Below are 20,609 nucleotides of genomic sequence, written 5' to 3' on the forward strand. Positions count from 1 at the left end.
GGAAACATACTAGCGGCTCACCTCGAAGGGCAGTTCATACCCCTCCAGCCCGGCGCGGATCGCCTTCTTGTCGATCTTGCCCGTGGGGCCGAGCGGGATGGCGTCGACGAACACTATGTCGTCGGGCATCCACCATCTTGCGATCTTGCCGTCCAGATAGGCGCGGATATCGTCGGCCCCCGCGTGCACGCCCGGCTTGAGCTCGCATAGCAGGATCGGCCGTTCGTCCCATTTGGGATGCGCGATGCCGACGACCGCGGCGATGGCTACCGCTGGATGGCCGGTCGCGATATTCTCTATCTCGATCGAACTGATCCACTCGCCGCCCGATTTGACGACATCCTTGGCGCGGTCGGTAATCTGCATATAGCCTTCGCCGTCGATCGTGCTGACATCGCCGGTATCGAAAAAGCCCTCATCATCGAGCACATCGCCGCCTTCCCCGCCAAAATAGCCGCGCGCGATCGTCGGCCCCTTGATCATCAGCCGCCCCGGCGTCTTGCCATCGTGCGGCAGCCGGTGGCCGGCATCATCGACCAGCTTCATCTCCAGCCCGCACAGCAACCGCCCCTGCTTGAGCTTGTACGCCATCTGCGCGTCGTCCCCCTTCGCCGCGACCGAGGCATTGGGGACCGACACGGTGCCGAGCGGCGACGTTTCGGTCATCCCCCACCCCTGGATGACATCGACGCCATAATCGTCGCGGAAGGCGCGGATCAGCGATTCGGGGCACGCCGACCCGCCGATCGTGACGCGTTCCAGCGTGGTGAAGCGCTTGCCATTTTCCTGCATATATTGGAGCAGCATCTGCCACACCGTCGGCACCGCGGCCGAATAGGTCACGCCCTCCTCCTCGATCAGATTATAGATGGATTCGCCGTCCATCCGCTGTCCGGGCAGCACCAGCTTCGCGCCGACCGCGGGCGCCGAATAGACGACGCCCCACGCATTGGCATGATACATCGGCACGACGAGCAGCACGGTGTCGCGCGCCGACAAGGCCAGCGCATCGCGCTGCAGCGTCATCAGCATGTGGATATAGTTGGAGCGGTGCGAATAGAGCACGCCCTTGGGATTGCCCGTCGTCCCGCTGGTGTAGCACAGGCCGCAGGCGCTGTTTTCGTCGAACCCGCCCCAGTCATGTTCGGCGGGATAGCCCGCGATCCAGTCGTCGAACGCCAGCGCGGGATAGGGTGTTTGCGGCAGCGCAGCGCGATCGCAGAAAAAGATCACCTGCTCGATCGACGGCACCTGCGCCAGCAATTCGCCGACCAGATCGGCCACCGCCGGATCGGCGATCAGCAACCGGTCGGCGGCATGATTGGCGATATAGGCGATCTGCTCCATGAACAGCCGCGGATTGAGCGTGTGAAGCACCGCCCCGATCCCCGCCGCGCCATACCAGGTGGCGAGGTGCCGCGCGCCATTCCACCCCATCGTGGCAACGCGGTCGCCCGGCTTGATCCCGGCGGCCACCAGCGCGTTCGATACCCGCTTCGCATCGGCGTGGATTGCGGCATAGGTCGACCGGGTGACGCGCCCTTCGGCGTCGCGCGACACGACTTCGCGCGCGCCGTGCCAGGCCGCCGCATGGTCGAAAATCCGGTCGACCGTCAGCGGGACATTCTGCATCAATCCGTCCATCGGCGGCGCCTCTTCCTCGCTCATCCCAAAAACATAGCATACTAAGTATTTTGTCTTTACACGCTCAGCCGCGCCTTGCCTAGCCCCCGCGCTTCTTCTAGCGTGCGCACCATCGGCGTGCCGCCGAAAACGGGGAATATCGCGTCACTCCATGCGCACCAACCAGCTTATCATCGCTCTTTTCCAACGCTTCTGCTGGCTCGACGAAGGGCTGCAGGCGCGGCTGCACGACCGCGGCTGGCCCGATATCAGCCGCCCGCAATCGATGGTGATGACGAATATCGTCAGCGGCATCGTGCGCCCGTCGGACATCGCGCGCAATCTGGGCGTCTCGCGGCAGGCGATTCACAGCACGATCAACCAGATGGTCAAGCTGGGCATGGTCGAACTGGCGCCCGATCCCGACGACCGGCGACACATGATCGTCTCGCTCACCGAAACGGGCGCCCGGATGCGTCAGGACGCGCAGCGCGCGATGGATCAGCTCGCCGACCAGCTGGCCGATCGGCTTGGCCATGACCGCTTCGATGCCTTGCTCGCGACGCTCGAGGCCGACTGGGGCGACAACAAGGAACGCCGCCCGGCCTAGGGTCAGGCGGCGAGCGCGGCCGCCACCTTGGCGAGCCGCATCGCCGTCATGTCGACCAGCGATGCGGGCAGCGCGTCCTTCAACGCGCCGCTCTCGTCGAAAGCGGCATGCGCGTTGGGGATCAGCACCTGTTCGGGAATCACGAGCGTCTGCACCGTCGACAGGATCTGGCGCAGATGGATCAGGCCGCGCAACCCGCCGAACGGGCTGACCGAGGCCGACATGATCGCCGCCGCCTTGCCGCGATAGGCGACGAGCGCGACAAGCCCCTCGTCGCCCGTCGGCCGCGACGCCCAGTCGATCGCGTTTTTGAGCAGCGGCGACACCGAGCCATTATATTCGGGCGAGACGAACAACAGCCCGTCCTGCGCCGCAAAGACACGCTTCAACCGCTCGGCATCGGCGGGAAAGGCGCCGGATTCGATCGCGGCCGAATAGAGCGGCAGGTCGTAGCCGGCGAGATCGACCTCGGTGACCTCAGCCCCTTGCGCCTCGAGCGCGCGAATGGCGAGCCTGCCCAGCGCCCGGTTGAACGATCCTTCGCGCGTGCTTCCGACGACAACGGCAATTTTCGGCAATTTACCCTCCCCGCGATAATGATTAGAATACTAACCTATTATCGCGGACGTCCGCAAGCCCGTTGCGAAAGGGGTCAGGCCTTGATGTCGGACAGCGTCGACAGCTTGGCGGTTTCGTCGGCCAGATTCTCGATCACGCGGCGCATGAGCGCCTGCAGCGTTTCGACCTCTTCATCGGTCATGCCGCGGGTCGCGATTTCATGGACCTCGGCATTCATCGGCGCGAGGATCAGCTCGAGCTTGCGCGCGTGCGGGGTCAGATGGATGAAGGTCTTGCGCCGGTCGTCCGACGTCTTCTTGCGCGTGATGAAGCCCGCCTTCTCAAGCCCCTTGAGCGCGACCACCGTCGTCGGTTCGCGCATGCCGACACGCTCGCTCAATTCGCGCTGGGTGATGCCGTCCTCGCGCCACAGCTGGCGCAGGAACCGCCATTGCCCAGCCGACACATCATAGGTCAGCGTCCCGCGCTCGAGCAGCCGCGAAAAGGAGCGGAAGACGATGCGCGCCAGATAGCCGATGCTGTTTTCGGGATTGGTGTAATATTCGGCCGGATGCCGAAACGTCTGGGTCTTCTTCGCCAATTCTCTTCCCCTTTTCCCGAACCTTAGGGGCCTATGATTTGCCCGGCAATATGCTTCGATATACCAATATCATTGGACAGGGAGGGGCAACCCATATACTTAGCTTTCTAAGTTATGGAAAGGATAATCGGATGTTCACCCGGCTGACCGCCGTGGCGGCGCCGCTGCCGATCGCCAACGTCGATACCGACATGGTCATTCCGGCGCGCTTCATGAAAGCCTTGTCGCGAACTGGACTGGGGCGGCATCTGTTCCAGGAATTGCGCTACACGCCCGATGGCTTGGAGCGTGAGGATTTCGTCCTGAACCGCGGCGCAACCCGCGGCGCGCAGATATTGATCGCCGACCGCAATTTCGGCTGCGGCTCGTCGCGCGAACATGCGGTATGGGCGCTCCGCGACTTCGGTATCCGCTGCGTGATCGCGCCGAGCTTCGGCGATATTTTTTCGAACAATGCGCGCAAAAACGGCCTGCTGCTGATCCGGCTGCCCGCCGCAATCTGCGACCGGCTGCGCGATGAGGTCGCGCTCGCGCAATTCGCGCCGATGACCGTCGACCTTGCCGAACAGCGCCTCACGCTGGCGTCGGGTGAAGGCATCGATTTTGCCATCGACCCCGACGATCGCCGCACGCTGCTGGACGGACGCGACGACATTGCCCGCACCTTGCGGCACGAGGCCGCGATCACCCGTTTCGAAACGGCGGCCTAGCCCGATCCTTCATCGGTCAGGATCGCCGGATCGGCGATGCAACCGGCAATCGCGCTCGCCGCCGCGAGCGCGGGGCTCATCAGATGGGTGCGGCCGCCGCGCCCCTGCCTATTCTCGAAATTGCGGTTCGACGTCGCGGCGCAGCGTTCGCCGGGCAAAAGGCGGTCCGCGTTCATCCCGACGCACATCGAACAGCCGGGCTCGCGCCAGTCGAAGCCCGCTGCGAGCAGGATGCGGTCGATCCCTTCCGCCTCGGCCTGTCGCTTGACCAGCCCCGACCCTGGCACGACCATGGCGCGCACATGGTCCGCGACCCGGCGCCCCTCGACCACCGCCGCGACGACGCGCAGATCTTCGATGCGGCTGTTGGTACAGCTTCCGATGAAAACGCGATCGATCGGCGTCCCGGCGATCGGGCGGCCCGGCGTCAGGCCCATATAGGCGAGCGCGCGCTCGGCAACCGCGCGCGCGTCGCGATCGGCCAGGCAAGCGGGATCGGGGACGACGCCGTCGATCGCGATCACCTGCGACGGATTTGTGCCCCAGCTGACCATCGGTGCGACCGCGTCGGCATCGATCCGCAATTCGCGGTCGAAGACGGCCCCGGCATCGGTCGGCAAGGCGCGCCAGCGCGCCAGTGCCGCGGTCCAGGCATCGCCCTTCGGCACCGCCGGCCGATCCGCGAGATAGGCGAAGGTCGTGTCGTCGGGCGCGATCAGTCCGGCCCGCGCGCCCATTTCGATGCTGAGATTGCACAGCGTCATCCGCGCTTCCATAGACAGCGCCCCGATCGCGCTGCCCGCATATTCGATGACATGCCCCGTCGCCCCGTCGACGCCAATCGCCGCGAGCAGATGCAGCGCCAGATCCTTTGCCTGGACATGCGGACGCAGCACGCCGTCGACGGTGATCCGCATGTTGCGCGAACGGCGCTGCCGGATCGTCTGCGTCGCCAGCACATGTTCGACTTCAGAGGTGCCGATGCCGAAAGCGAGCGCGCCGAACGCGCCATGTGTCGACGTGTGGCTGTCGCCGCACACGATCGTCATGCCGGGCTGCGAGCGTCCCTGTTCGGGGCCAACGACATGGACGATGCCGCCGCGCGGGTCGCCCATGGCGAAATTCTCGATACCGTGCCGCGCCGTGTTACTGACCAGCGCCTCGAGCTGCGCGCGCGCCTCGACATCGGCAACCCCGGTCGGTCCGGCGGCCTGCCGTTCGGTGGGGACATTATGATCCGACAGCGCGAGCGCCCGCTCGGGCCGGCGGACCCCCCGCCCCGCCTCCTCGAGCGCGGCGAAGGCCTGCGGCGACGTCACTTCGTGCAGCAGGTGCAGATCGACATAGAGCAGGGTTTCGCCATCATCCTCGGCAACGGCGTGGGCGTCCCATATCTTGTCGTAAAGCGTGCGCGGGCCGGTCATCGATTCGCCGCCCGCACCGCGCCCGGATTTTCGAAAGACGTCACCCTGTCCTTGCTCCCCGCCGGGTAGATCCTCACTACCGCGATTTACTTAGAATTCTAACTTATATGGCAAGCAAGCACGTCGAATCAAGCGGTTTTGCGAGGTATCAGCATGTCACAAAATCATAATACTTAGTAGTTGAAGTATTTTTCAATCCTGCTAATCATGCGATGGGAACGGAGGATAGAGTCGCTCCACCGGCACGATATTCGGGCACAAGACGATGCCCGGCGCCGGCGGCAAAATGGGCAGTCTGCCACAGCATCACCCCGTTTCATGGACTGACAAGGCCGGATGCGAACCCGCATTTCCGCCGCGCTGGCGCGCGCGGGAACGGGATCGGTGCGGCCACCATGTGGGAGGATATGATGACGACGCGCTTGTTCCTGCTTTCGACCGCCATGGTCGCGCTTGGCACCACACCGACGGCGGCGCATGCCCAGACCGGCGAAACCGCCGCGGCGGAAGAAGTCGCCACCGGCGCCGAAAACAATAGCTATGGCGACATCGTCGTCACCGCACAGCGCCGCAGCGAAAGCGTGCAGAATGTCCCGATCGCGATTTCGGCCTTCAATGCAGAGATGGTCGAGGCGAGCGGCAGCACCAATATCACCAGCCTCAACGGCCTCGCGCCCAATGTGGTGCTGCAGACGCAGGGCCTCGTCGCCAATGTGCCGATGATCTCGATCCGCGGCATGAGCACCGCCGATCCCGATCCCAACGCCGACCCCAAGGTCAGCACGATCATCGACGGCGTCTATATTCCCTTCGTATCGAGCACGATGCTCGACCTGTTCGACGTCGAACGGATCGAGGTGCTGAAGGGGCCGCAGGGCGTGCTGTTCGGCAAGAACAACCTTGCCGGCACGATCAACGTCATCACCGCGCGCCCGACCGACGATTTCGGCGGCGAAGCGCGCGTCAGCCTGGGATCCTACGGGCTCAAGCAGTTCCGCGGCAAGCTCAACAGCGGCCGCTTCGCCGATGGCGCGCTGGCCGCCAAAATCTCAGTCAATTTCCGCGACTATGACGGCTACAGCCGCAACGTCATCACCGGCAACCGTCTTAACGGCGCCAATGTGAAGGCGGTGCGCGGCGCGCTCAATTATGATCATGGCGGGCCGTTCGATTCGACGCTGATCGTCGACTGGCTGAAGCAAAAGACGACCGGTCCGGCGCCGCACGTCCTCGACAATGGCGATCCCAATTGGGATCTGCTGCCCGACGCGGTGAAGACCGACGTGCGCAAGGCGGCGGTGCTGTTCGATCCCTATGCCAACACCGAGAGCTATGGCGGATCCTGGTCGTCGAACCTCGACGTGGGCTGGGGCACGATCAGTTCGGTTCTCGGCTATCGTCACCTCACCTATATCACCCGCGGCGACTTCGACGGGCTGATCAATCCCGCCCCGCAGCTCGACGTGACCCGCGACTTTTCGGGCGAATCGAAAAGCGCAGAGCTGCGCTACGTGTCGCCGGCCGGCGAGCCCGTCGATTTCGTCGTCGGCCTCTATTATCAGGCCGACAAATGGCGTCAGTTCAACACGGTGCTCGCCACCCCGACCACGACGACGCTCGCGCAGCTTCATCAGGACACGCAGAGCTATGCGATGTTCGCGCTCGTCAACGCGCATCCGGTCGAGGGGCTGACGCTGTCGCTCGGCGGGCGCTACAGCCACGATCGCAAGAAATATGACATCGCCTCGCAGGTGTTCGTCAACGGCAACCAGGCCTCGTCCTTCACGAGCAGCCTGAAGGCGTCATGGGCCGAATTCACGCCGCGCCTGACCGCCGAATATCGCTTCTCGCCCGCCGCCATGGTCTACGCCAACTATTCGCAGGGGTATAAATCGGGCGGATTCAACTCGCGCGGGACGATCCCCGAGAATATCGGTCCCTATAACCCCGAACGCGTCAACGCGTTCGAAATCGGCGCCAAGACCGACTTGTTCGACCGGTTGCTGCGCTTCAACGTGTCGGGCTTCATCAACAAGTATCGCGATCTGCAAAGCTCGGTAACGAAGATGGGTGCGGTACGGGCGGAGAATATCACGACCAACATCGCGGCCGCCAAAATATCGGGCTTCGAAGTCGAAACGCTGCTGCGCCCCGCCGCCAATTTCACCATCGGCGCGAACCTGGCCTATCTGCATGCGCGCTATACCGATTTCTGCGCGGACACGAACGGGGTCTTCACCAACGGCGCACCCGAACCCGGCCAGTGCGGGCCGGCGGTGCCGATCCTGATCAACGGGGTGCCGAACGGAACCTTCGCCGTCCCGACCGATTCGAGCGGCCTCGACCTCGCCAATGCACCCAAATGGAGCGGCAGCCTGTCGGTCGATTATGCCATTCCGATGTCGTTCGGCGAGATCAAGCTGCACAGCGACGCGCGCTATTCGTCGCGCTTCAACACCTGGGGCCGCAGCAACCTTCCCGGCTATTACCGGGACGAGGTGGTGCTGCTCAACGCCAGCATCGCGGTCGCGGGGCAGGACGACAAATGGAAGGTGACGCTCTACGGCACCAACCTGACCGATCAGGAGGTGATATCGGGCGCCACCAACGCTGGCGCGACCCCGATCTCGCAATTCTATCAGCCGCCGCGCGAATTCGGGGTGGACCTGTCGTTCAAATTCTGACGCAATCCGTCCGCGGCGCTTCCTTGCCGAAGCGCCGCGGATCGCATTTCGGGACTGCTGGCCAAGGGAGATTGAGATGGCTTGGGATGTGAACCGCCGCACGTTCGTCGGGGGAATGGGGGCGCTCGCCGCCGCGGGTCTCGCGATGCCGACCTATGCGAAGAACGGCAAGAAGCTCAACGTCCTGATGATCGTCACCGATCAGGAACAGAGCGTCGCCAGCTATCCCGAGGGCCTGCTCGAAAAGCTCCCCGCGCACCGCGAACTGATGGAACGCGGGATGCTCGTCGAAAATTATCATGTGCACACGACCCCCTGCACCCCGTCGCGCTCGACGATCTTTCAGGCGCACCATACGCAGCAGACGGGCCTGTTCCTCAACAGCGACAACGCCCCCTATCCGGTGGCGGCGGAAACCATGCCGACGCTCGGCCACATGATGCAGGCAGCGGGCTATTACACCAGCTACAAGGGCAAATGGCACCTCAGCCGCATCAATTACGAACGCAACTGGACGCGGATTCCGGGCGGCATCTATCCGACCACCGAAAATGCCATGGAGAAATACGGCTTCCACGATTACGGCTTCGACGGCGAGGAAGTCGGGCTGACATGGGACGGCTACAAGGCCGACATGTATGTCGCGGGCGACGCGGCGCGCGCGATCTTCGACTATGCGCGCAACGACAAGGCTGGCGGCAAGCCGTGGTTCCAGGTCGTCGGTCTGGTCAATCCGCACGACATCATGTTCTATGACGCGACGGGCAAGCAGGCCGAAAGCCGCCCCGATCCGAACATATTGGGGCCGCTGCGCCGCGAACCCGGCGATCCGATCTACGAGGTCGACAACAAGATCGACCTGCCCGAAAGCTTCAGCAAGGACGATCTGTCGACGAAGCCCGAGGCGCATCGCGCGATCGTACGGCTGAACGACGTCTTCTACGGCAAGATGGCGCACGACGATCTCGCCTCGTGGCACCGCTTCAACAATTATTACTATAACTGCCTGCGCGACGTCGATCGTCGGCTCGGCCAGTTGCTCTGGGCGCTCAAGGAAAGCGGCCAGATCGACAATACGATCATCATCTATACCAGCGACCATGGCGAGCGCGCCGCCGCGCACGGGATGCGCCAGAAGGGCGCGACGATGTACCGCGAAGAAACCAATATCCCGATGATCATCGCCCACCCCGATTTCCCCGGCGGGCGGTCGACCAAGGGGCTGATGGGCGCGATCGATATCGCCCCGACGCTGATGACGCTCGCCGGCCTGTCCGCCGACGAACAGCAGAACCGTTTCCCCGGCCTGCCCGGCGTCGACGTGTCGGCGCTGCTCGGATCGCCGACGCTGCCGACGCAGCGCGACAGGACGGGCCACCTCTTCAACTATGCGGTCGTCCATTATTGGGAGCCGACCAAGGACCGCGCGGCCAAGCTGCCGAGCGGCGAGCCCGATTACAGCAAGCAATATGACCTGTCGAAGCGCCGCCTGCACCGCGGCGTCCACGATGGCCGCTACAAATTCGCCCGCTATTTCGCGCCGGCGCATCATCATACGCCGACCGACTGGAAGACGCTGGCCGCGATGAACGATCTCGAGCTATACGACACCCACGCCGACCCGGGCGAGATCGTCAATCTGGCGTACGATCCCAAGCAGAAGGCGAATGTGCTGCGGCTCAACAAGATGGTCAACGCGCTGGTCGCGCGCGAGGTGGGCGAAGATGACGGCCGCGAATATCCGGGACCGACGGAGATCTATAATCAGCCTGCCTGACGCCGCCGCCGCATGAACCCCATCTGGCTTCCCGCCTCGCTGTTCGGCGGGCTCTTTCAGGCGTGGCGTACCGCGCTGCAGCAGCGGCTGCGCGCCGAACTGAGCGTCAGCGGCGCGGGGCTGGTGCGCTATCTCTACGGCCTGCCCTTCGCGCTCGCCTTTGCAGTCGCCTGGCTCGGCGCGCGCCATGCGGCGCTGCCACCGCTCGGCCTCGCCTTCGCCGGTCTGTCGGCGGTCGGCGCGGTGACCCAGATGGCGGGGACGATCCTGCTCATCACCGCCTTCGGCCACCGCGGCTTCGTCGTCGGCACCGCCTTCTCCAAGACCGAAGCGGTGCAGGCGGCGCTCGTCACCGCGCTGTTCCTGGGCGAACAGCTGCCGCTGCTTGCCTGGGCGGGCATCGTTGCAGGGGTCGCCGGGGTACTGATCCTCGCGCTTGCGGGACGCGGGCTGACGCTGCGCGAAATTGCGGGCTCACTCGGTCAGCCGGCGGCGTTATTCGGGCTCGGCGCGGGGTCGATGTTCGCCTGCGCCGCGGTCGCGATCAAGCTTGCCACCGCCGAGCTGCACGGCGTCGATACGGTCGGCTCGGCGCTCGTCACCCTCGTCGTGGTGATGGCGATGCAAAGCGCGCTGCATCTTGCGTGGATCATCGCGCGCGACCGCGACACGCTCGCCGCGGTCGGCCGGACGTGGCGCTCCTCGGCGCAGGTCGGGCTGCTATCGGCGCTCGGATCGGCGTGCTGGTACACCGGTTTCGCTGCCGCCCCCGCGGCACTGGTCCGCGTCGTCGGGCAAGTCGAGGTGGTGTTCACCATCGCCTTTGCGCATTTCTATCTGCGCGAGCCCGTCCGCTGGCATGAGACGCTGGGGCTGCTGCTGGTTGTCGGCGGCGTCATCCTCGCGCTGCTGTCGACATAATTCAGCGCAGCGGCGGCAATCCGTCCATGATCGCGGTCAGCGCGAGCGCATTTTCGCGCTCCATCGCACTGTGCCCCGCATTGGTGACGACGTAAGTGGCGGGCTCGCCACCCGCGGCGCGCAGCGCCGCGACCAGCCGTGACGCCTGCGTCAGCGGACACACCTCATCGAAGCGGCCGTGGACGATATGCACGGGGATGGACGCGAGCGTAGACGCGCCGCCGATCAGATGACCGGGCTCCAGAAACAGGTCGTTTGCAAAGAAATGCGCCTCGATCTGCGCAAAGCATAGCGCGAAGTCGGCATCGCCGAACTTGCCGGTCGCACCATGTTCGGGAATCAGGTTGGAAATCGTCCCTTCCCACAGCGACCAGACGAGCGCGGCATGCAGCTGCCGCTCGCGTTCGGCGTCGGTCTGCGGCACCATGTCGAAGATCGCCTTGTACGACGCCATCACATCGCGCCGTTCGGCGACCGACAGCACGCCGAGCAGTTCGGCCCATTCGTCGGGATAGTTGATGTAGGCGCCGGGCGCGGTCAGCGCATAAGGCGCCTCGTGCCATGTCGCGGCATTGCCCTGATACAGATAGTCAAGATCCTCGGCCGATCCCAGAAAGATGCCGCGCAGGATCAGGCTGGCGCAATGCTGCGGAAAGGCGATGGCATAGGCCATGGCGAGCGTGCTGCCCCAGCTGCCTCCGAACACATGCATCGGCCCTGCGATGTCCAGCGCATCGCGCAGCCGGTTGATGTCGGCGATCAGGTGCGGCGTATCATTGTGGCGCAGCGCCGCGGCGGGACCGGCGGCCGCGACATTGGGCTCGCTCTTGCCGCAGCCGCGCTGGTCGAACAGGATGATGCGATAGCGCGCCGGATCGAAAAAGCGCGCCATCTCGGGCGAGCAGGCGCCGCCCGGCCCGCCGTGAAGGACCATCACCGGCTCGCCGCCCGCGGCGCCATATTCCTCCCAATAGATGCGGTGCCCCGCCTCGGCATCGACGTCCAGCCAGCCGCTGCGCCGCGGCTCCGCCGCCGGATAACGCCAGCCGTCGCCGATCTTGCTGCTGGTTTCGAGACGCGAAAAATCCATGACCATTCCTCTTCAGGGCCGAAAATGCGCGACAAGCGCGTAGCGGTCGCCCGGATAGACTTGCCGCGCATAGGTGATGCGCTCGGCGCCGCGCCACGTCCAGCGCTCGAGCGCCATGCAGGCGGCCCCCGCCGATATGCCGAGCGCGACCAGTTCCTTCGCCCCGGCGTTGACCGCGGTAATGCGATGCTCGGCCTCGGTCCAGGGGACATGCGCGAGCAGCCACGATCCCGGCGGCTCCACCGCGAAATCGACCTCGGCCGCGCCGGGCACCGCCGCCAGATTGATAAGGCGTCTCTCGAGCGCATAGGGCCGCCCGCCGGCATGGTGGCGGCACTCGATCGCGAGCACGGAGCCGCCGTCGATCTGGAGCAGGCGCCGATCCTCCTCGTTCGCGGGGCGGATCTCCCGGCGGTCGAGGTCGAGCCGATAATCCGCGCCCTGCTGTGCCACTTCGTCGCGGATGTCGGGGATTTCGAGCGCGGCGCGGTGAATGCGCGGATGCGAAACGAAGGTGCCGGCGCGCTTGCGGCTTTCAATCAACCCCGCCTCGACCAAGGCGCGCAGCGCCCGGTTCACGGTCATCCGCGAACAGCCATAGGTCGCCATCAATTGATGTTCATAGGGGATGCGGTCGCCGGGCTTCCATTCGCCCGACATGATCCGCGCTTCGATATCGCGGCGGATCTGCGCATGGAGAGCGCCGCTCTGCTTCATGCGAGAAGCGCCTGCATCGCGGCCCGATAGCGCGCGTCGATCGCCGCGCGCGCGACATGGCGGCCGCCGGCAACGCATTGGACGCCGCGGCGCCAGACGCAGTCGACCAGCCGCGCCCCACGCCCGAATATCCAGCTATCGAGGATCGCATCGCCGCGCCGCGCGGCGAGCGCGGGGTCGGCCGCAGTCAGGCTGACAAGATCGGCCGCCGCGCCCGTCGCAATGCCGTGCCCCGCCTGGCCGAGCGCCTGTGCCCCGCCCGCCTGCGCCGCCTGGTGGAGCGCGGCGCCGGTCGAACGCCCCGCACCGCCCGCGAGCAGATTGCGGCCGCGATGCGCCAGCCGCTGACCATATTCGAGCAGGCGCAGTTCGGCCGCCGCGTCGATCTCGACATTGGAATCCGAGCCGACCCCGAAGCGGCCACCGTCCGCCAGAAATTCGCGTGCCGGGAACAGACCGTCGCCAAGATTGGCCTCGGTGATCGGGCACAGCCCGGCGACCGCCCCGCTCTGCGCGATCGCGCGCCATTCGGCTTCGGTGACATGCGTCGCGTGAACGAGGCACCAGTCGGCGCCGACCTCGGCGTTCGCCATCAGCCATTCGACCGGCCGCGCGCCGCTCCATGCGCGGCATGCCTCGACCTCGGCGATCTGTTCGGCAATATGGATATGCAGCGGCGCACCGGCGGCCATCGCGGCAACCGCGGTCAGTTCGGCGGCGGTCACCGCGCGCAGGCTGTGCGGCGCGACGCCGACGATGGCATCGCCCAGCCCCGCAACCGCGGCACCCGAAGCCTCGATCAATGCGGCATAGCTGTCGAGGTCGTTGACGAAGCGCCGCTGCGCCGCAGTCGGCGCCGCGCCGCCGAACCCCGAATGGGCATAGAAGACGGGAAGCAGGGTCAGCCCGATCCCCGTTTCATCGGCCGCCGCCGCAATCGCCTGTGCCATCGCCGCGACATCGCCGTAGGGCCGGCCATCAGGCGAGTGATGCAGATAATGAAATTCGCCGACGCGGGTAAAGCCGCTCTCCAGCATTTCGGCATAAGCGAGCGCCGCGATCGCGCGCATACCGTCGGGATCGAGGCGATCGACGAAGCCATACATGACCTCGCGCCAGGTCCAGAAACTGTCGTCGCCTTCGCCCGCGCGCTCGGCAAGGCCCGCCATGCCGCGCTGAAAGGCGTGGCTGTGCAGATTGGGCAGACCGGGGATCAGAATGGCGTGCCGGTCGTCGCCCGGCAGCGGCGGCGCCGCCATCTCGATCGCACCGACATGGCCATCGGCGATCGTCAGCCGGACATTCTCCGCCCAACCCTCCGCCAACCATGCCTGTTCGCACCAAAGCGCCATCGCCTCATCCCGTCTGGACAATCTTCCGCGTTCGGATTTATGTATATACATTATTGAGTCGATGCCACAAGCCGGAGGAGAGGGCATGCGCTGCGATCGCCTGTGGACCAACGCCCGTCTCGCCACGATGCGCCGCGACCTGCCCGGTCTCGGTGTCGTCGAGGGCGGCGCGATCGGCATGCGCGACGGCCGGATCGCCTTTGCCGGCCCCGCAGCCGACGCCCCGGATGCCGCCGATGTCATCGACTGCGAGGGTCGCTGGATCACCCCCGGGCTGATCGACGCGCACACCCATCTGGTCTTCGCGGGCGACCGCATCGCCGAGTTCGAACTGCGCCAGAAGGGCGCGTCCTATGAAGAGATTGCGCGCGCGGGCGGCGGCATCGCCTCGACGGTGGCGGCGACGCGCGCGGTGAGCGAGGCGGCGCTGGTCCGCAGCGCGCTGCCGCGCCTCGACGCACTGATCGCAGAGGGCGTCACGACGATCGAGATCAAGTCGGGATATGGCCTGACCCTGGCCGACGAAGCGAAGATGCTGCGCGCCGCGCGGGCGCTGGGCGAAGCACGACCGGTCGCGGTGCGGACGACCTTTCTTGGCGCTCACGCGCTGCCGGGCGAATTTGTGGGCGACGCCGATGGCTATATCGACTTGCTATGCGAGCAAGTGTTGCCCGCCATCGCGGCCGAAGGGCTCGCCGATGCCGTCGATGCCTTTTGCGAAAATATCGGCTTCACGCCCGCGCAGACCGAACGCATGTTCGCCGCCGCCGCCGCGCAGGGCCTGCCGGTCAAGCTGCACGCCGAGCAACTTTCCAACCAGCATGGCGCGGCGCTCGCCGCGCGGCATGGCGCGCTGTCGGCCGATCATCTCGAATATCTCGACGAACCGGGAATTGCCGCGATGCGCGATGCCGGGACGGTCGCGATGCTGCTGCCCGGCGCCTTTTACTTCCTTCGCGAAACGAAGCTGCCGCCCGTGGCGGCGCTGCGCGCGGCGGGCGTACCGATCGCCCTCGCAACCGATTGCAATCCCGGCACCTCGCCGCTCACCTCGCTGCTGCTGACGATGAACATGGGCGCGGTGCTGTTCGGCCTCACCACCGACGAATGCCTGCTCGGCGTCACGCGCCATGCGGCGCAGGCGCTTGGCCTGTCGGACAGCATCGGCACGATCGAGTCGGACAAGCGCTGCGACCTTGCGATCTGGGATATCGAACGGCCGTCCGATCTGGTCGGCCGCATGGGCCTCAACCCGCTGCACCAGCGGATATGGATGGGACAGACGACGTGACGCAGATTGTCATCACGCCGGGCGGCATGACGCTGGCCGACTGGCGGGCCATTTACGAAGGCGCGGCGGCGCGGCTTGCCGCGCCGGCCTGGGACGCGATCGACGCCAGCGCCGCGGCGGTCGCGCGCATCGTCGCGCGCGGCGCCCCGGTCTATGGCATCAACACCGGCTTCGGAAAGCTGGCGAGCGTCCGCATCGCCGACGACGAGCTGTCGATCCTGCAGCGCAACATCGTGCTCAGCCACGCCGCCGGCACCGGCCTCGCTTCACCCACGCCCGTCATCCGCCTGATGATGGCGCTCAAGCTCGCCAGCTTCGGCGTCGGCGCCTCGGGGGTACGGCGCGAAACGGTCGGACTGCTCGAAGCGATGCTGGCCAAGGGCCTCACCCCCGTCGTCCCGTCGCAGGGTTCGGTCGGCGCAAGCGGCGACCTCGCCCCGCTGTCGCATATGGCGGCCGCGATGATCGGCGTCGGCGCGATCGAGGTCGGCGGCAAGATATTGCCCGCGGCCGAGGCCCTTGCCGCCGCCGATCTGGCACCGCTCGAGCTCGGCCCCAAAGAGGGCCTGGCGCTGCTCAACGGCACGCAATTTTCGACCGCGAACGCCCTCGCCGGGCTGTTCCGCGCCGAAACGCTGTTCCAGTCGGCGCTGATCACCGGCGCGCTCTCGACCGAAGCCGCAAAAGGCTCCGACGCGCCGTTCGACGCGCGCATCCACGCGCTGCGCGGTCATGCGGGGCAGCGCGAGGTCGGCGATGCGCTGCGCGGCCTGATGGCGGGTTCGGCGATCCGCGCCTCGCACGCCGAAGACGATCCGCGCGTGCAGGACCCCTATTGCCTCCGCTGTCAGCCGCAGGTGATGGGTGCGGCGCTCGATCTGCTGCGGCAGGCGGGCACGACGCTGCACGTCGAGGCCAATGGCGTTTCGGACAATCCGCTGATCTTCGCCGATAGCGACGAGGCGCTGTCCGGCGGCAATTTCCACGCCGAGCCCGTCGCCTTCGCCGCCGACATGATCGCGCTGGCGCTGTGCGAGATCGGGTCGATCGCCGAACGGCGCATCGCGATGCTCGTCGATCCCGCGCTGTCGGGCCTGCCCGCCTTCCTCACCCCGCGGCCCGGCCTAAATTCGGGCTTCATGATCCCGCAGGTCACCGCCGCCGCGCTGGTCAGCGAGAACAAGCAGCGCGCCTATCCCGCCAGCGTCGATTCGATCCCGACCTCTGCCAATCAGGAGGATCATGTCTCGATGGCGGCGCATGGCGCGCGGCGCCTGCTCGACATGGCCGATAATGTCAGCGCGGTGATCGGCATCGAATTGCTCGCGGCCTGTCAGGGCATCGACTTCCACGCCCCGCTGACATCGAGCGCCGCGCTCGAGGCGGCGCGCGGGCATCTGCGCGCGGTCGTCCCCACGCTCGGCGACGACCGGCATTTCCATCCCGATATGGAAGCCGCGACCGCGCTGATCCGCACCGGCAGCCTTGCAACCGCGGTGGCCGCGGAGCTTCCGGGGATCGGCTGATGGACTGGCTGCGCATCCACCGCGGCGACGCCCCGCTGATCGTCGCCTTCCCGCACGGCGGCACCGATCTTGCGGGCCTCGATGATCAGTTCGTCTCGCCATGGCGCGCGCAGCTCGATACCGACTGGTGGATCGCCGATCTTTACGCCTTCGCGCTCGATCTGGGCGCGACGACGATCGCGACCGCGATCTCGCGCAGCGTGATCGACATGAACCGCGATCCGTCGGGCGCCTCGCTCTATCCGGGGCAGGCGACGACCGAGCTCTGCCCGACGACGACCTTCGACGGCGACCCGCTCTATCGCTTCGGCGCGCCCGACGAGACCGAAGTCGTCCGCCGGCTGGGCCTCTATCACCGCCCCTATCACGATGCGATCGCGGCAGAGATCGAGCGACTGAAGGCGCAGCATCGAAAGGTCATTCTTTCCGACGCCCATTCGATCCGCAGCCATGTGCCACGCCTGTTCGACGGCGAATTGCCGCAATTCAACATCGGCACCAACGGCGGCGCGACCTGTGCGCCCGAACTGGAAACCGTGGTTGCAAGCATCTGCGCCGCGAGCGGCCACAGCCATGTCCTCAACGGCCGCTTCAAGGGCGGCTGGACAACGCGCCATTACGGCCGCCCCGACGCGGGCATCCACGCGATCCAGATGGAGCTCGCCCAGCGCGGCTATATGGTCGAACCGGCGTCTTTCGACCCTGGTAACTGGCCAAGCCCGCTCGACTCCGATCCCGCGATCCTGCCGACGCTGCAGCAAGTGATCGCCGCGACCCTCGATTTTGCGAAAGGATATCCATGACCCGCCTCGACAACAGCCGCGTCATCAAGGCGCCGACCGGCGACCGGCTCAACGCCAGGAGCTGGCTGACCGAAGCGCCGCTGCGCATGCTGATGAACAATCTTCATCCCGACGTTGCCGAGCGCCCCGAGGAACTGGTCGTCTATGGCGGCATCGGCCGCGCCGCGCGCGACTGGGAAAGCTATGACCGCATCGTCGAGACGCTGAAGCGCCTCGAAAGCGACGAGACGCTGCTTGTCCAGTCGGGCAAGCCGGTCGGGGTCTTTCGCACCCACCCCGACGCGCCGCGCGTGCTGATCGCGAACAGCAACCTCGTCCCGCATTGGGCGAATTGGGAGCATTTCGGCGAACTCGATAAGCGCGGGCTCGCCATGTACGGGCAGATGACCGCGGGATCGTGGATCTATATCGGCACACAGGGCATCGTGCAGGGGACGTACGAAACCTTCGTCGAAATGGGGCGCCAGCATTATGGCGGCGACCTCGCGGGCAAATGGCTGCTCACCGCCGGGCTTGGCGGCATGGGCGGGGCACAGCCGCTCGCGGCGGTGATGGCGGGCGCATCGTGCCTCGCGATCGAATGCCAGCCGAGCCGGATCGAAATGCGACTGCGCACCGGCTATCTGGACGTCGCGGCGCAGACGATCGAGGAAGCGATGGCGGTCATCGAAAAGAGCTGCGCCGACAAAAAGCCGGTGTCGGTCGGCCTGCTCGGCAACGCCGCCGAAATCCTGCCCGACCTGTTCGCCCGCGGCATCCGTCCCGATCTTCTGACCGACCAGACGAGCGCGCACGACCCGGTGAACGGCTATCTCCCCATTGGCTGGAGCGTCGCCGAATGGATGGAGAAGCGCGAAAGCGACCCGCAGGCTGTCGCGAAGGCGGCCAAGGCCTCGATGGCGGTGCATGTCCGCGCGATGCTCGATTTTCAGGCCGCGGGCGTGCCGACGACCGATTATGGCAACAATATCCGGCAGGTCGCGAAGGACGAGGGCGTCGAAAATGCCTTTGATTTCCCCGGCTTCGTTCCCGCCTATATCCGCCCGCTCTTCTGCCGCGGCATCGGTCCGTTCCGCTGGGCGGCGCTGTCGGGCGATCCCGAGGACATCTACAAGACCGATGCCAAGGTGAAGGAACTGCTGCCCGACGACGCGCATCTGCACAACTGGCTCGACATGGCGCGTGAGAGGATTCACTTCCAGGGCCTGCCCGCGCGCATCTGCTGGGTCGGGCTCGGTGATCGTCACCGGCTTGGGCTCGCGTTCAACGAGATGGTCGCGTCGGGCGAACTCAAGGCACCCGTGGTCATCGGCCGCGACCATCTCGACTCGGGATCGGTCGCCTCGCCCAATCGCGAAACCGAAGCGATGCGCGACGGGTCGGACGCGGTGAGCGACTGGCCGCTGCTCAACGCTCTCCTCAACACCGCGAGCGGCGCGACCTGGGTGTCGCTGCACCACGGCGGCGGCGTCGGCATGGGCTTTTCGCAGCACAGCGGCATGGTGATCGTCGCCGACGGCACCCCCGGTGCGGCCAGGCGGCTCGAACGCGTGCTGTGGAACGACCCCGGCACCGGCGTCATGCGCCACGCCGACGCGGGTTATGACATCGCGATCGATTGCGCGCGCGAAAAGGGACTCGACCTGCCCTCGCTCGGTTAGGCGGGCTGCGCTGTTGCCGTTTCGCCGGCACGGATGCGGCGGCGGAGCAGGAACAGGCCGGCGGCGAGCAGGGCCGTCGGCACCAGCATCAGCGTGAAGGCGGTGCGCCCGTCGAGATGCGCGAACAGCGCGCCGGTAATCAGCGACCCCGTCGTGCCGCCGAGCGCCGAGAAGACGACGACCAGCCCCATCAGCGACGGGTGGTGCCGGTTCGGCATCGCGCTCAGCATCACCGAAATGATCGTCGGATAAATGGGCGCGAGCGCGAAGCCGATCATCGGGAAGAGGAAGGCCGCGATCGGCGCGTCGCGCCAGGTTTCGATCGGCACCGCACGCAGGCCGTCGGCGAGCGGCAGCACGAGGATGATCAGCGCCGCGAGCACGGCCAGGCAGACATTCAGGACCGGATACCAGTCGAAGCGCGCCATCACCGCGCCGGCGCCGAAACGGCCGAGCGCGATGCACGCCGCGAACAGGCTCGCGGCCTGGACGCTCATCTGCGCCGGCAGGTGCAGCACCTCGTTGTTGAAGGTCGGCAGCCAGGTGCCGATCCCCTGCTCGATCAGGACAAAGACAAAGGCGCAGACGATGAACACGAGCACCAGCGGCAGCGCCGCGAGCCGCAGCATCGCGACGAGCGGCGGCCCCTGTTCGTCGGCGGCCTCCTCCCCCGCATGGGTGCGGCGCTCGTCGAGCGATGCAGACAGGATGAAGGCCAGCGCCAGCGCCGGGATCACCGCCAGCACCCAATAGGCGTTGAGCCAGCGCAGACCCATCGGGTCGATGAAGGCGCTGAACACCCAATAGGACGACAGCACGCCGACCATGAACATGCCTTCGATCAGGCTGGTCAGGCTGGCGTGGTGCCGCGCGTCGTCGGTGACGAGGCCGATCATCGAATAGACGACGACTTTGGCGACCGCGAAGGCCGCGCCGACCATCGCGAAATGCAATTGCGCTGCGCCGAAGCTTCCCGCGAGCGGCATGACCGTACACGCCGCGATCGCGAGCAGCAGCGCCCCGATCAGCGCGTTACGCAGGCCGATGCGCGGCAGATAGCTCGCGGTCAGGAAAGAGACGATCGCAATCGTGATATCCTTGAAACCTTCGAGCGTGCTCGCCTCGGGCTTCGTGACATGAAAGCTGGAAATCGACTGCAGGATCACCGTCCCGACGCTGTTGAGCAGCATCGCGAAGGCGACATAGGTCAGAATCATTGCGGCAATCAAACGCGTGCGGGCCATGCCAAGTCCTTTGCCGC

Annotated in this window: 17 protein-coding genes; 9 read left to right on the forward strand and 8 right to left on the reverse strand. The window is 66.1% G+C overall.

The window, feature by feature from the left end; all coding sequences use genetic code 11:
• Positions 1-9: 9 nt before the first annotated feature.
• Entirely contained in the window at positions 10-1,668 is a 1,659-nt protein-coding gene (locus ACT17R_RS05215; RefSeq protein ID WP_444809106.1) for a long-chain-fatty-acid--CoA ligase, read from the reverse strand.
• Between the two features lie 127 nt (positions 1,669-1,795).
• On the opposite strand from ACT17R_RS05215, the gene ACT17R_RS05220 reads away from it, so the two are divergent.
• Positions 1,796-2,233: a MarR family winged helix-turn-helix transcriptional regulator gene (locus tag ACT17R_RS05220; protein ID WP_003049467.1), complete on the forward strand. Its 438-nt coding sequence runs from the start codon at positions 1,796-1,798 to the stop codon at positions 2,231-2,233.
• Between the two features lie 2 nt (positions 2,234-2,235).
• Here the strand turns inward: ACT17R_RS05220 and ACT17R_RS05225 are convergent, their stop codons facing one another.
• Positions 2,236-2,811: an NADPH-dependent FMN reductase gene (locus ACT17R_RS05225; RefSeq protein WP_444809107.1), complete on the reverse strand. Its 576-nt coding sequence runs from the start codon at positions 2,809-2,811 to the stop codon at positions 2,236-2,238.
• A gap of 74 nt (positions 2,812-2,885) precedes the next feature.
• The gene (locus ACT17R_RS05230; protein WP_003049460.1) at positions 2,886-3,392 is read right to left on the reverse strand and encodes a MarR family winged helix-turn-helix transcriptional regulator; all 507 of its coding nucleotides are present in this window, start codon (positions 3,390-3,392) and stop codon (positions 2,886-2,888) included.
• Positions 3,393-3,523: 131 nt separating this feature from the next.
• Between ACT17R_RS05230 and leuD the strand changes: the two genes are divergently transcribed.
• Complete coding sequence (gene leuD, locus ACT17R_RS05235) at positions 3,524-4,102, forward strand: 3-isopropylmalate dehydratase small subunit (protein ID WP_444809108.1); 579 nt, start codon at positions 3,524-3,526, stop codon at positions 4,100-4,102.
• On the opposite strand, the gene leuC is transcribed toward leuD, so the two are convergent.
• The gene (gene leuC / locus ACT17R_RS05240) at positions 4,099-5,526 is read right to left on the reverse strand and encodes a 3-isopropylmalate dehydratase large subunit (RefSeq protein ID WP_444809109.1); all 1,428 of its coding nucleotides are present in this window, start codon (positions 5,524-5,526) and stop codon (positions 4,099-4,101) included. The genes leuD and leuC overlap by 4 nt on opposite strands.
• Before the next feature lie 407 nt (positions 5,527-5,933).
• Here leuC and ACT17R_RS05245 point away from each other — a divergent pair, with 407 nt between their 5' ends.
• The 3 genes from ACT17R_RS05245 (at position 5,934) to ACT17R_RS05255 (ending at position 10,908) form a co-directional block, all read left to right on the forward strand.
• Positions 5,934-8,210, forward strand: a complete 2,277-nt coding sequence (locus ACT17R_RS05245; RefSeq protein WP_444809110.1) for a TonB-dependent receptor — start codon at positions 5,934-5,936, stop codon at positions 8,208-8,210.
• Positions 8,211-8,298: 88 nt separating this feature from the next.
• Positions 8,299-9,987: a sulfatase-like hydrolase/transferase gene (locus ACT17R_RS05250; protein WP_444809111.1), complete on the forward strand. Its 1,689-nt coding sequence runs from the start codon at positions 8,299-8,301 to the stop codon at positions 9,985-9,987.
• Between the two features lie 12 nt (positions 9,988-9,999).
• A complete protein-coding gene (locus ACT17R_RS05255; RefSeq protein WP_341681568.1) occupies positions 10,000-10,908 on the forward strand; it encodes a DMT family transporter in 909 nt (302 codons plus the stop codon).
• Between the two features lies 1 nt (position 10,909).
• On the opposite strand, the gene ACT17R_RS05260 is transcribed toward ACT17R_RS05255, so the two are convergent.
• From ACT17R_RS05260 to ACT17R_RS05270, 3 genes are read right to left on the reverse strand one after another with little or no spacing between them, the layout of a single operon-like run.
• Positions 10,910-11,998: an alpha/beta fold hydrolase gene (locus ACT17R_RS05260; protein ID WP_444809112.1), complete on the reverse strand. Its 1,089-nt coding sequence runs from the start codon at positions 11,996-11,998 to the stop codon at positions 10,910-10,912.
• A 12-nt stretch (positions 11,999-12,010) separates the two neighbouring features.
• Entirely contained in the window at positions 12,011-12,715 is a 705-nt protein-coding gene (gene hutC, locus ACT17R_RS05265; protein WP_444809113.1) for a histidine utilization repressor, read from the reverse strand.
• A complete protein-coding gene (locus tag ACT17R_RS05270; RefSeq protein ID WP_444809114.1) occupies positions 12,712-14,067 on the reverse strand; it encodes a formimidoylglutamate deiminase in 1,356 nt (451 codons plus the stop codon). The genes hutC and ACT17R_RS05270 overlap by 4 nt, the downstream gene beginning before the upstream one ends.
• 85 nt (positions 14,068-14,152) lie before the next feature.
• Here ACT17R_RS05270 and hutI point away from each other — a divergent pair, with 85 nt between their 5' ends.
• Genes hutI through hutU form a run of 4 tightly spaced genes read left to right on the forward strand, consistent with a single transcriptional unit; the run spans position 14,153 to position 19,348 of the window.
• Entirely contained in the window at positions 14,153-15,358 is a 1,206-nt protein-coding gene (gene hutI, locus ACT17R_RS05275) for an imidazolonepropionase (RefSeq protein WP_444809115.1), read from the forward strand.
• Positions 15,337-16,884 (forward strand): histidine ammonia-lyase, encoded by a 1,548-nt coding sequence (gene hutH, locus ACT17R_RS05280; RefSeq protein ID WP_444809116.1) that lies wholly within the window; start codon positions 15,337-15,339, stop codon positions 16,882-16,884. Before hutI ends, hutH begins: the two co-directional genes overlap by 22 nt.
• The gene (gene hutG / locus ACT17R_RS05285; RefSeq protein ID WP_444809117.1) at positions 16,884-17,687 is read left to right on the forward strand and encodes an N-formylglutamate deformylase; all 804 of its coding nucleotides are present in this window, start codon (positions 16,884-16,886) and stop codon (positions 17,685-17,687) included. Before hutH ends, hutG begins: the two co-directional genes overlap by 1 nt.
• A complete protein-coding gene (gene hutU / locus ACT17R_RS05290) occupies positions 17,684-19,348 on the forward strand; it encodes a urocanate hydratase (RefSeq protein WP_444809118.1) in 1,665 nt (554 codons plus the stop codon). The genes hutG and hutU overlap by 4 nt, the downstream gene beginning before the upstream one ends.
• Here hutU and ACT17R_RS05295 read toward each other — a convergent pair.
• A complete protein-coding gene (locus tag ACT17R_RS05295; protein WP_444809119.1) occupies positions 19,345-20,592 on the reverse strand; it encodes an MFS transporter in 1,248 nt (415 codons plus the stop codon). The genes hutU and ACT17R_RS05295 overlap by 4 nt on opposite strands.
• Between the last annotated feature and the right edge of the window lie 17 nt (positions 20,593-20,609).

The organism is Sphingopyxis sp. Q841 (assembly GCF_052384365.1).
Lineage (GTDB): Bacteria > Pseudomonadota > Alphaproteobacteria > Sphingomonadales > Sphingomonadaceae > Sphingopyxis > Sphingopyxis terrae_A.

What these genes read in the sequence shown, in the direction of transcription:
- ACT17R_RS05260 (WP_444809112.1), bottom strand. Translation starts at nt 11,998, where the DNA reads ATGGATTTTTCGCGTCTCGAAACCAGCAGCAAGATCGGCGACGGCTGG.
- hutC (WP_444809113.1), bottom strand. Translation starts at nt 12,715, where the DNA reads ATGAAGCAGAGCGGCGCTCTCCATGCGCAGATCCGCCGCGATATCGAA.
- hutH (WP_444809116.1), top strand. Translation starts at nt 15,337, where the DNA reads ATGGATGGGACAGACGACGTGACGCAGATTGTCATCACGCCGGGCGGC.
- ACT17R_RS05215 (WP_444809106.1), bottom strand. Translation starts at nt 1,668, where the DNA reads ATGAGCGAGGAAGAGGCGCCGCCGATGGACGGATTGATGCAGAATGTC.
- hutI (WP_444809115.1), top strand. Translation starts at nt 14,153, where the DNA reads ATGCGCTGCGATCGCCTGTGGACCAACGCCCGTCTCGCCACGATGCGC.
- hutG (WP_444809117.1), top strand. Translation starts at nt 16,884, where the DNA reads ATGGACTGGCTGCGCATCCACCGCGGCGACGCCCCGCTGATCGTCGCC.
- ACT17R_RS05245 (WP_444809110.1), top strand. Translation starts at nt 5,934, where the DNA reads ATGATGACGACGCGCTTGTTCCTGCTTTCGACCGCCATGGTCGCGCTT.
- ACT17R_RS05220 (WP_003049467.1), top strand. Translation starts at nt 1,796, where the DNA reads ATGCGCACCAACCAGCTTATCATCGCTCTTTTCCAACGCTTCTGCTGG.
- leuC (WP_444809109.1), bottom strand. Translation starts at nt 5,526, where the DNA reads ATGACCGGCCCGCGCACGCTTTACGACAAGATATGGGACGCCCACGCC.
- ACT17R_RS05295 (WP_444809119.1), bottom strand. Translation starts at nt 20,592, where the DNA reads ATGGCCCGCACGCGTTTGATTGCCGCAATGATTCTGACCTATGTCGCC.
- ACT17R_RS05255 (WP_341681568.1), top strand. Translation starts at nt 10,000, where the DNA reads ATGAACCCCATCTGGCTTCCCGCCTCGCTGTTCGGCGGGCTCTTTCAG.
- hutU (WP_444809118.1), top strand. Translation starts at nt 17,684, where the DNA reads ATGACCCGCCTCGACAACAGCCGCGTCATCAAGGCGCCGACCGGCGAC.
- leuD (WP_444809108.1), top strand. Translation starts at nt 3,524, where the DNA reads ATGTTCACCCGGCTGACCGCCGTGGCGGCGCCGCTGCCGATCGCCAAC.
- ACT17R_RS05270 (WP_444809114.1), bottom strand. Translation starts at nt 14,067, where the DNA reads ATGGCGCTTTGGTGCGAACAGGCATGGTTGGCGGAGGGTTGGGCGGAG.